Raw genomic sequence first — 10,328 nt, 5'->3', positions numbered from 1 at the left:
GATAGAATTCGACGGCGCCTCCATCAAGGGCTTTGACGCCGAAGATATTGTACGCCGCGGCATTTTTCAGGTCATGGAGGGGCGGCGGGTTTTTGAACACCTGACGATCGAGGAAAACCTGGTCGCCGGCGCTTACATCCGGCGCGACCGCACAAACGTCCGCCGGGATATCGACCGTGTATATAACTACTTCCCGCGGCTGAGAGACCTGCGACACCGGGTCGCCGGCTACCTCTCCGGCGGGGAACAGCAGATGCTGGCCATCGGGAGGGCGTTGATGGCCAAGCCGCGCCTGATGCTGCTCGACGAGCCGTCGCTTGGGCTTGCGCCCTTGCTGGTGCAGGAAATTTTCCGGATTATCAAGCAGATTAACCTGGACGAGGGCTGCTCCATCCTGGTCGTTGAACAGAACGCGAAGGTTGCTCTGGGCATTGCGGACTACGGCTACATTATGGAGAACGGGCGCATTGTCCTGGAAGGCGAAGTGGAACGGCTCCTCAACAACGAGGACGTACAGGAGTTCTACCTCGGGCTGTCCGGTGTCGGGGGCAAAAAGAGCTACCGGGACGTCAAACACTACAAACGTCGGAAGAGGTGGCTTTCTTGAGCGCGTTAACGGACTTCGTCCGGTCAGCCTATTCCCGCTCCTCCGCCGTGCGGGACACGTTCAAGGCGGCCGGCCTGACTCCTGACGATATCCGCGAGGCGGGGGACCTGGCACGCCTACCGGTTACCCATAAAGCCGAACTTATCCAGCGACAGCAGGATGACCCCCCCTTCGGGGGTTTCCTTACGTGTCCGGTAACTGAATTGGCGCGGATTTTTGTTTCCCCCGGGCCTATCTACGACCCCCAGGGGCTGCGGGAGGACTACTGGGGTTGGGCGGAAGCTCTCGCCGCGGCGGGTTTCGCCCGCGGGGATATTGTTCAGAACACCTTCTCCTACCACCTCACGCCCGCGGGAATGATGTTTGACGGTGCCCTGCGCAAGCTGGGGTGCACAGTCATCCCGGCGGGCGTGGGCAACAGCGAGCACCAACTGCGGGTTATGAGGGACGTCAAGGTTAACGGTTACGTCGGCGTTCCCAGCTTCCTCTATGCCTTGTTGCAAAAGGCGGAAGAAATGGGCTTCACCTGTCCAGGCGATCTAAGGCTGAAGCGCGCCTGGGTCACCGCCGAGCGTCTGTCGGAGGACCTGCGGTCTCTGCTGTATGACCGTTACGGGATCGCGGTCTACCAGGGTTACGGCACGGCGGACACCGGCTGCGTGGCATATGAGTGCCGGAAACGGCGGGGCCTGCATCCCGCAGACAGGGTGCTGCTGGAGATCGCCGATCCCGCTACCGGGCAGCCACTGGGCCCGGGCCAGGCGGGGGAGGTCGTGGTGACGATTCTGGAACCATCCTATCCCCTGCTACGGTTCGGCACGGGGGATCTCGGCGTTATGACCGTCGAACCCTGTGCCTGCGGCCTTCCCGGTCCCCGGCTTCTCGGTATCCTGGGGCGCACCGGGGACGGCGTAAAGGTGCGCGGCCTTTTCCTCTACCCGCATCAGATCGACGAGTTGGTACAGCGCATTCCGGGCGCGCTGCGCTGCCAGGCGGTGGTTACCCGGAAGGAATTCCGGGACGAACTCACCCTCTTGGTGGAATTGGCCTCCCCCGAGGATGCGGGCGCAGGAAGCGACGGCGTCGCTGCCCTGGCAAGGGATATCCTGCGCCTGAGGGCGGCGGTGGAGTTCGTTCCGCCGGGCAGCCTGAAGGGAGAGGAGCGCTTGGTGGACCGTCGGCGGTGGGAATCTTAAAAACCCGGACGGTTACGGATTGACTGCCTGGACCCGCCTTCCCCGCGCAAGGAGTGCGGGATTACTTTTCGCCACACGGGTGTCCATCGGTGGAACACCTTCGTTGAGGGGTTGCCAAAGCGGAAGCCCTCTTGGGAACGTGGCAGCTAGAGGCCGCTACTTACCGTGGGCGCCGGGCGACGGGGTTGGACAAGGAAAACGGCCCGCTCTTAGAATAGGTGTCAGGGGGAGGCGGGTTTATGGCGAGCCAGAACGGACAGGCAGTACGCAAGTACCGCGGGGGGAATATCACCGCGGCTTTTTCCACCGATCTCTTCTTGCAGGGTATTACCTTCGTACCCAGTATGCTCCTTTGCTTCTACAAGAAAATGGGTCTTAGCGACAGTGAAGTTCTGCTGCTGATCCACCTCTTCCGGCTGCACAGCGAGGAGGGGAACTATTACCCGTCCAAGGAATTGCTCGGAGATCTGGTCGCCGGCGGCGTGTCGCAGGTTGAAAGGGACCTGGCCAGCCTCGCAGCCAAGGACATCCTTGGCCTTACGGAGTATTATGACCGGGATCGTGTGACCACGGGCTATGACTTTGAACCTCTCTTCGAGCGGCTATCCGAGCTTTGGGCCTGCAGCAAGGTCGAGGAGATCGAAAAAACGCAGGCCGCCCTGGGCGCAACCCCCAGGGATGAGATGGTGGACCGCGAATTCGGACGGCTCTGCGAGGAATTCGCACGGGAGTTTGGGCGTCCGTTATCACCGATCGAGGTTGAGCAGATCGAGCAGTGGGCGGCGTCGGTGCCGCACGCGCTCGTGCGCGAGGCCCTGCGCCGGGCGGTGCTCATGGGCAAGCATAACTTCAAGTACATCGACCGGATCCTCCTGGAATGGACGAAGAACAACCTGCGCACCTTGGACCAGGTTAACGAATATGAAAGCCGGTTTCAAAAGCGCCAGGCCCATTCCCGGAAGAACGAGGGGCGCTCAAGCCCCCGGAACGGCGACAAGGGGTCATTAAAGTCGCTGTACGTGTAGGGGGCCAAAGCACATGTCCTGCCCATACTGCAACGACAGGGGTATCATTTTAGACGGCGAACAGGCCATCCGCTGTTCATGCATGGGACGCCAGGCGTGGCAGAAGAAACTGGCGTCCGCGCACCTTTCCCCCCTCATGCGCCAGTATACCTTTGAGAAGTTTGACCTCCGTTACTACTCCCCGTCAACCACCGGGCCGGTTAAGGGCCGTTCCCTCCATGAAACGGCGCAGATCGCCCTGCGCGCCGCCAGGAAATTCGCCCAGGCCTTCCTGGCCGGGCGGGCGACCGAAGGGCTCCTGATCACGGGTGAAGTGGGAAGCGGGAAGACTTTCCTGGCCTGTGCGATCGCCAACGCGGTCCTGGCGGGGGGCGGCGAGGTCCTGTTCCTGGTTGTTCCCGACTTCCTCGACCGCCTAAGGGCGACATACGACGGCCATGACGAGGTTACCGAGATGGAACTCATCGAGGCCGCAAAACAGGTGCCGCTTCTTATCCTTGACGACCTTGGGGCCCACCAGTACACGGATTGGGCGCGCCAGAAAATATACAGCATCCTGAACCACCGCCTGAATCACCTGTTCCCGGTGGTTGTCACCACTAATCTCGACCTGGACCAACTGGCGGAGCATCTCGGGCGGCGTACCGTCTCGCGGCTTTTTCAGCTCTGCCAAAGCTTCTACCTTGAGGCCGACGAGGACATACGCATTGTCACGCGCCGGGAGCGTGACGCGGCCCAACGATGACTTCTGGGAAAGGCTTTCCCGTATAGGAATCGGCAGTCCGGTCAAAACTAGCCTCCTGGAAAGGAGGACACAATGCGAGGCATTTTTGTCAGGCTGCTGGTTCTGACATTGTTCCCGGTTTTTATCAGCCTTGGCGCGGCCGTGCATTATGCCGGGGCCGCAGCGGGTTCGACGTATTACACCGTAAAGGATGGCGATACCCTGTGGGACATCGGCCGGCGTTACCGGGTGGCCCCCAACGTCCTGGCGATGACCAACGGGGTGCGCGGGCATCTCATCTTCCCGGGCCAGGTACTGACTATCCCGTCCGGCGGCTGGATGGACGGGGTTGAACCCGCGTCCGCCGGGCCTGCCGGCGGCTTTACGCCGGAGGATGTCATGTTGCTGGCGCGGGCGATTCACGCGGAGGCGCGCGGGGAGTCCTTTACCGGGAAGGTCGCTGTGGGAGCGGTGATCTTGAACCGGGTGGCCAGTCCGTTCTTTCCAAAGTCGTTGCAGGAGGTCATTTTTGAGCGGACGCACCAGGTCTATCAGTTTTCGCCGGTGGCCGACGGCAGCATCCATCTTCCTCCCGATGAAGAGGCCATTCGGGCGGCCCTCGCGGCCCTCAGCGGACAGGATCCAACGGGCGGCGCGCTGTTTTTCTATAACCCCAAGACGGCCCAGGACTGTTGGATACGCACTCTTCCAGTGATCACCCAGATCGGGAATCACGTCTTCTGCCGGTAGAGGAAGGGCGTATTTACAATAAAAGGACTGCGCCGCTGCGGTGTCGAAAAGACTATCAGTTATGCCATAAGTGCAGGCTAGCATTAGACTGGGCGAGAGGATGACCGCCTTGGGTGATCTAAAAAGCCTGTTTGACCCGCGGACCGTGGCCGTCATCGGGGCTTCAAAAGCGCGGGAGAAGGTGGGTAACATCGTCTTGCGGAACCTGGTCGAGAGCCGGTTCCCGGGGCGGCTGTACCCGATAAATCCCAAGGAAGCGGAGATCGAGGGCCATCGAGCGTGCCCGGCCATCGGGGACGTTCCGGAACAAGTCGACCTTGCCGTGATAGCTTTGCCCGCGGCGCGGGTGCTGCCGGTGGCGGAAGCCTGCGGCCAAGCCGGGGTGAAGCACCTGATCGTTCTCAGCGCCGGCTTTAAGGAGACGGGGCACCAAGGCCTGGAACGGGAGAAGGAACTGGTGCGCATCGCCCGGCGGCACGGCATGCGTGTCGTCGGGCCGAATTGCGTAGGGGTGATGGACACCCACACGCCGCTCAATGCCTCCTTTGCCGCCGGGTTTCCCCGGGAAGGGAACATTGCCTTCATCTCGCAGAGCGGGGCGATGCTGGTCGCCATCCTGGACTGGAGCCTGGCGGCGGGCCTGGGATTCTCGCGCTTTGTCTCTTTGGGGAACAAGGGCGATCTGACCGAGAGCGACTTTATCGCGGATGCCGGTGAGGATGCCAACACGCAGGTCATTCTCTGTTACATTGAGGATGTGACCGACGGGCCGCGGTTCCTCGAGGTCTGCCGCGAAGTAAGCCGCAAGAAGCCGATCGTCATCCTGAAATCCGGATCCAGCCAGGCGGGTGCGCGTGCCGCCTCATCGCATACCGGGGCCCTCGCGGGATCCGACGCCGCATACGACACGGCTTTCCGGCAGGCCGGCGTGATCCGTGCGTACAGCATGGCCGAACTGTTCGAACTGGCGACGGCTTTCTCCGGGGAGCCGATCCCGCGGCAGGACCGGATGGCCATTGTGACCAACGCCGGGGGACCGGGTATTGTCGCCACCGACACCACAGAGCAGAAGGGCCTCAGCCTGGCCCGGTTCAGCAGTGAAACGCTGGATGCCCTCCGGCAGAACCTTCCGCCGGAGGCCAATATCTATAACCCGGTGGACGTCCTCGGCGACAGCAAGGCCGACCGGTACCGGTTTGCTTTGCACAAGGTGCTTCAGGACGAGAATACCGACGGAGTGATCGTCCTGGTCTGCCCGACGGCGACGGCCGAGCCGCTGGGGACGGCGGAAGTGATCATGGAGGCGCGGAAGACATTTCCGGGGAAGCCGGTCTTTGCAGTTTACATGGGGGGCACGATCCTCGCCGAGGGTATACGGCTGCTGACGGACGCCGGGGTTCCGTGCTTCACCTTCCCGGAAGTCGCCGTGTCGGCGATGAGCGGACTGGTTCGCTACGCCGCCATACGCGGCACTCAAGGGGGAGACGGGCCGCCGAGCTTCGCCGATGTGCGGCCGGAAAAGGTGCGGCAGGTCTTTGCGGCCGTTAAGCGTGACAACCGCCTGGTGCTTCTCGGGAGCGAAGGGGCCGAGGTGGCCGCGGCCTACGGTATACCGGCCGCCGCGACCAGGCTCGCCACGAGGGCGGAGGATGCCGTGGCGATTGCCGGAGAGTTGGGTTACCCTGTCGTCCTCAAAGTCGCCTCGCCGAAGATCGTCCACAAGACCGATATCGGCGGCGTGCGCATGGGGTTGAAGTCGGCCGAAGAGGTCACCGCCGCGTTCTGGGCCATTATGGACAACGTTCAGCGCGCCCTGCCCAACGTGGTCCCGCACGGGATTGACGTGCAAAGCATGGCCCCCCGCGGAACCGAGATCATTATCGGGGTGAGCCGCGACCTTACCTTCGGGCCCATGATCGCCTTCGGTCTGGGCGGAATCTACGTCAATCTGCTCAAGGACGTTGCCTTCCGGTTGGCGTACGGCCTGACAAGGCGCGAGATTGAGACTATGATTGCCGAGACCAGGGCCTACACGCTGTTGCGCGGATACCGCGGAGAGCAGCCCGCCGATCTGGAGGCCCTGGTGGATATCGTGGCGCGTGTCGCCCGGCTGGTAACCGACTTCCCCGAGATTACGGAAATGGACATCAACCCGGTTTTCGCCTACACCTCGGGAGCGCGCGCCCTGGATATCAAGATTACGATTTCCTGAGCGCCGGCACGCCCCGGCGCCCTGGACTGCAGACTCCTGTCAATAAAGGGAGGAGGGCTCACCCGTGAAGAGCCTGTTTCTAATTGGACCCCCGGGGAGCGGAAAAACGGCGGTAGCCCTTGGGCTGGCCCTTAAGTTCCGGAAGGAAGGCTACCGGGCGGGATATTTCAAACCCGTCGGGTACAGCCGCGGGCCGGCCGGGCGGCAGGACGAGGACGGTCTCCTGATGCGGACGATCCTGGACATGGGCGAGGATCAGGAGACTGTTGTCCCGCTGATGGCCAGCAACTTTTATCTGACCAGCGACCAGGACCCCCACCTTTGCCGGGAAAAGGTTATCGGCGCCTACGAGACCCTGGCCGAGCGCTATGACCCGGTGATCGTTGACGGCAACAACTTCCCGTGGGCCATGGCCAGTTACGGCTTGGACACCATCAGCGTCGCCCGGGACGTGGGGGGACAGGTCGTTTGCACAATTAAGATGCAGCACGATTTTACGTTCGACGAGGCGCTGTTCTTTCTGCTGCATGCCGCCGCCCGGGGAGCGGGGGTGGGGGGATGCATCTTCAATAACATTCCTCGCCCGCTCATGGCCAAGTCAAAGGAACTGTATGCCAGGCTGATGCAGAACTTCGGGTTCAACTACCTTGGAACCATCCCGAGCCGGCGGGAGATCCATGCGCCGACCGTGGCCGAGTTCCACGAAGTCCTTGGCGGGGAAATCCTGACGGGACAGGAGCACATGGACCGCCTGGTGGAGGACGTCCTGATAGGGGCGATGACGATCGAGAGCGCCCTTGACACTCTGCGCCGGGCTTTGAACAAGGCCGTGATCGTCGGGGGGGACAGGGCCGATTACGCCCTGGCGGCCCTGGAGACCAGTACCTCGGTGCTCATCCTCACCGGCGGCCTCTACCCCAACCTGACGGTGATCACCCGGGCGAAGGAGAAGGGGGTGCCGGTGATCCTTGTGCACTACGATACCTATACGACGATTGAAAAGATCGAAGAAGTTACGCGCCGTATCAAACCCGGTGACGAGAGGGCCGTTGCCATGGCGCTCGAAAATATCGAGCAGTACTGTGATTGGCCGCTCATCCTGAAGACGGTGAGAGCCGGGTAAAGGACGAAACGTACCGGCCAAGCCGTCCGGAAATCGTTGATCCCGCCCTGTTTTGGGTGGGATTTTTTTTGTATGTGCCACAGGGTTATAATGGAACCCCCCGTTCATATATATATACTGTTAATGTCTGACCTTGGAAAAAAATTCATCCCAATGGGACTACCCCGGGGGGGATGCGTAAGGATTAGATGTCTTGGACGGCACGGGCGACGGGCACCTTGAAATCAAAAGGGGGGAAGAGACCTACATGGAAAAGCTTGATATCTTTCGTGACATCGCGGAAAGGACGGGCGGGGACATTTATATCGGTGTGGTCGGGGGGGTGCGTACCGGGAAATCCACGTTTATCAAGCGCTTCATGGAGCTTTTCGCCATCCCCAACATCAAGAACGTTTATGACAAGGAACGGGCGCGAGACGAGCTTCCGCAGAGCGGCTCGGGACGCACGATTATGACCACGGAGCCGAAATTCGTGCCCGCCGAGGCCGTGGAAATCGTGGTGGGGCAGAATCTGAAGCTCAGGGTCCGGATGGTGGATAACGTCGGCTACCGGGTGGAAGGAGCGCTGGGCTACGAGGAAGAGGAAGGCCCGCGCATGGTTACCACCCCCTGGTTCGAGGAGCCCATCCCCTTCCAGGAGGCGGCCGAGATCGGGACCCGTAAGGTCATCACCGAGCATTCAACGATCGGGATCGTGATGACCACCGACGGCGTTTTCACGGATATCCCGCGGGAGAACTACGTTGAGGCCGAGGAGCGGGTGATTGAGGAACTCAAGGACATCAAGAAGCCCTTTGTGGTTGTCCTCAATACGACCCGCCCGCACGCCGCCGAGACCCAGGAACTGGTTACCGAACTGACGGCGAAATACGACGTCCCGGTCCTGGCCATGGACTGCGCCGAACTGAACCAGAACGACATCCTGACGATTATGGAAGAGGTTCTCTACGAATTCCCGGTGTCGCGGGTGGAGATCGCAATCCCGTTCTGGGTGCGGGAGCTGGAGGCGAAGCACTGGCTGCGTGACCGGTTCGAAAGCGCGGCGCGGGAGACGGTCCGCCAAGTTCACAAGGTGCGGGATATCGGCACGGCCGCGTCGCGGCTTGCCGAGTACGAATTCGTGGAGGCCGTGAATCTCAGGGAAATGAATATGGGAACCGGCGAGGCGTTGATCGACCTTGAGGCGAAGAAGCAGCTGTTCTACGATATCATCAACGAGCAGACCGGTTTCAAGGTCGCGGGCGACCATGACCTCTTCCGCTTGATGCGTGAGCTGGCGGTGGCGAAGCGCGAGTACGACAAGGTGGCCTCGGCTCTGCAGGAGGTGCGGGAGACGGGCTACGGAATGGTGACCCCGCACCTGGATGAGATGAACCTTGATGACCCGGAACTCATCAAGCAGGGCAACCGTTTCGGGGTCCGCCTCCGGGCGAGCGCTCCCTCGCTGCACATCATCAAGGCGAACATTACGACGGAAATTACGCCGATCATCGGCACGGAAAAGCAGTGCGAAGACCTTGTACGGTTTATCCTGAACGAATTTGAGGAGGATCCCAAGAAGATCTGGGAATCCGAGATCTTCGGCAAGACCCTGCACGACCTTGTGCGGGAGGGTATCCAGAACAAGCTGCAGCGGATGCCGGAAAACGCCCAGGTCAAGCTGCAGGAAACACTGCAGCGCATTGTGAACGACGGAAGCGGCGGCTTGATCTGCATCATTATCTGATTGGACAGTGCCCCGTGCAAAAGCAGAAACCCTTCTCGCCGAAACGAGAAGGGTTTCTATGTTAGGAGCCCGTAATGACCTTCACTCCAGCTACCACGCCTCTCTGCGCAGCTGATAGTGATCTTTCGACCACTATCAACCATTACGAAAGGCGTGATAACCTTTGCTCGACCAGGATGACTACCTTGTGAGCTGCAGACAATCTCTCGACTGCCTGCAACCCAAGACCTCGACGACGAGAGCATTCCGGCAACCATCCTGGTCTTTGCTCGAACGATGAGTCTCCCTTGTGACCTGCATACGATCCTTCGGACCGTATGCAAGCCTGCCGGAAAACTCATCGCTCTTCCCTCCGGCTGACACGAAGCCCTTTCGACCCCGTATCAACCTTTGGCCGACTGCTACCGAGCCTTTTGAGACCCGGTAGCAGTCTTGGCTCGGCCATTACGAACCCTTGATGCTAGTATGACCCGGCATGCGCTGATTATTAAAGGAGAATAATGGTAACATAAAGAGGCTGCGGTGAACAACTATTTAGTTATTATTGAAGGCCATTTTGTGCATACTACCTGGTAGAAAAACCGCAGAGGAGGAGAGAACCTACATGATTAGCAGTCCGGCAACCCTTGAGGAGTACTTCCTGCAGGTTGACCATCGCCTGCCCAAGGAGGCCACCCGGGTCTTAAGGGCGCTCGGTGAACAGGGCCGCATGAACAAGGAGGAACTGTCGCTGACCTCGCGAGTTAAGCGTGCCGTCCTCGACCACATCATCATGCAGCTTTACGCTCTCGGCCTCGTGGATGTCACCGCCGAGGGGAAGAGCAAGATTTGCAGTCTGACCCGGCTCGGCGCCGAGTTTATCAGCCTCAAGGGGACCATCGGGGAAGAAGATCCGTCGCTCACGTAACGGGCCGCCAGGCCCGTTACGGTTGTCAATGGGGACCGGGGACTCTATAATGGGGAAA

At 60.7% G+C, this 10,328-nt stretch carries 9 protein-coding genes; all 9 read left to right on the top strand.

Annotated elements, in window-relative coordinates; translation table 11 throughout:
- Window positions 1–607, top strand: a 607-nt coding sequence (locus QMC81_08220; protein ID MDI6907454.1) for an ABC transporter ATP-binding protein, incomplete at its 5' end; no start/stop codon positions are given.
- Window positions 604–1,803, top strand: a complete 1,200-nt coding sequence (locus QMC81_08215; GenBank protein ID MDI6907453.1) for an AMP-binding protein — start codon at window positions 604–606, stop codon at window positions 1,801–1,803. The genes QMC81_08220 and QMC81_08215, both read left to right, overlap by 4 nt.
- Before the next feature lie 239 nt (window positions 1,804–2,042).
- Window positions 2,043–2,828 carry a DnaD domain protein gene (locus QMC81_08210; protein ID MDI6907452.1) on the top strand — a complete coding sequence of 262 codons (786 nt, stop codon included), beginning with the start codon at window positions 2,043–2,045 and terminating at the stop codon, window positions 2,826–2,828.
- Window positions 2,829–2,841: 13 nt separating this feature from the next.
- Window positions 2,842–3,573, top strand: coding sequence for an ATP-binding protein (locus QMC81_08205; protein ID MDI6907451.1), 732 nt, complete (start codon window positions 2,842–2,844; stop codon window positions 3,571–3,573).
- A 72-nt stretch (window positions 3,574–3,645) separates the two neighbouring features.
- Window positions 3,646–4,302 (top strand): cell wall hydrolase, encoded by a 657-nt coding sequence (locus tag QMC81_08200; GenBank protein MDI6907450.1) that lies wholly within the window; start codon window positions 3,646–3,648, stop codon window positions 4,300–4,302.
- A gap of 109 nt (window positions 4,303–4,411) precedes the next feature.
- Window positions 4,412–6,514 (top strand): acetate--CoA ligase family protein, encoded by a 2,103-nt coding sequence (locus QMC81_08195; protein MDI6907449.1) that lies wholly within the window; start codon window positions 4,412–4,414, stop codon window positions 6,512–6,514.
- 64 nt (window positions 6,515–6,578) lie between these two features.
- Window positions 6,579–7,637 carry a DRTGG domain-containing protein gene (locus tag QMC81_08190; protein ID MDI6907448.1) on the top strand — a complete coding sequence of 353 codons (1,059 nt, stop codon included), beginning with the start codon at window positions 6,579–6,581 and terminating at the stop codon, window positions 7,635–7,637.
- A gap of 247 nt (window positions 7,638–7,884) precedes the next feature.
- Window positions 7,885–9,363: a stage IV sporulation protein A gene (gene spoIVA / locus QMC81_08185; protein MDI6907447.1), complete on the top strand. Its 1,479-nt coding sequence runs from the start codon at window positions 7,885–7,887 to the stop codon at window positions 9,361–9,363.
- A 604-nt stretch (window positions 9,364–9,967) separates the two neighbouring features.
- Window positions 9,968–10,270: a transcriptional regulator gene (locus QMC81_08180; GenBank protein MDI6907446.1), complete on the top strand. Its 303-nt coding sequence runs from the start codon at window positions 9,968–9,970 to the stop codon at window positions 10,268–10,270.
- Window positions 10,271–10,328 lie beyond the last annotated feature (58 nt).

The organism is Thermoanaerobacterales bacterium (genome assembly GCA_030019475.1).
GTDB lineage: Bacteria > Bacillota > Desulfotomaculia > Desulfotomaculales > JASEER01 > JASEER01.
The sequence above is the reverse complement of the archived record's forward strand: the minus strand, read 5'-3'. Positions and strand labels throughout refer to the sequence as shown.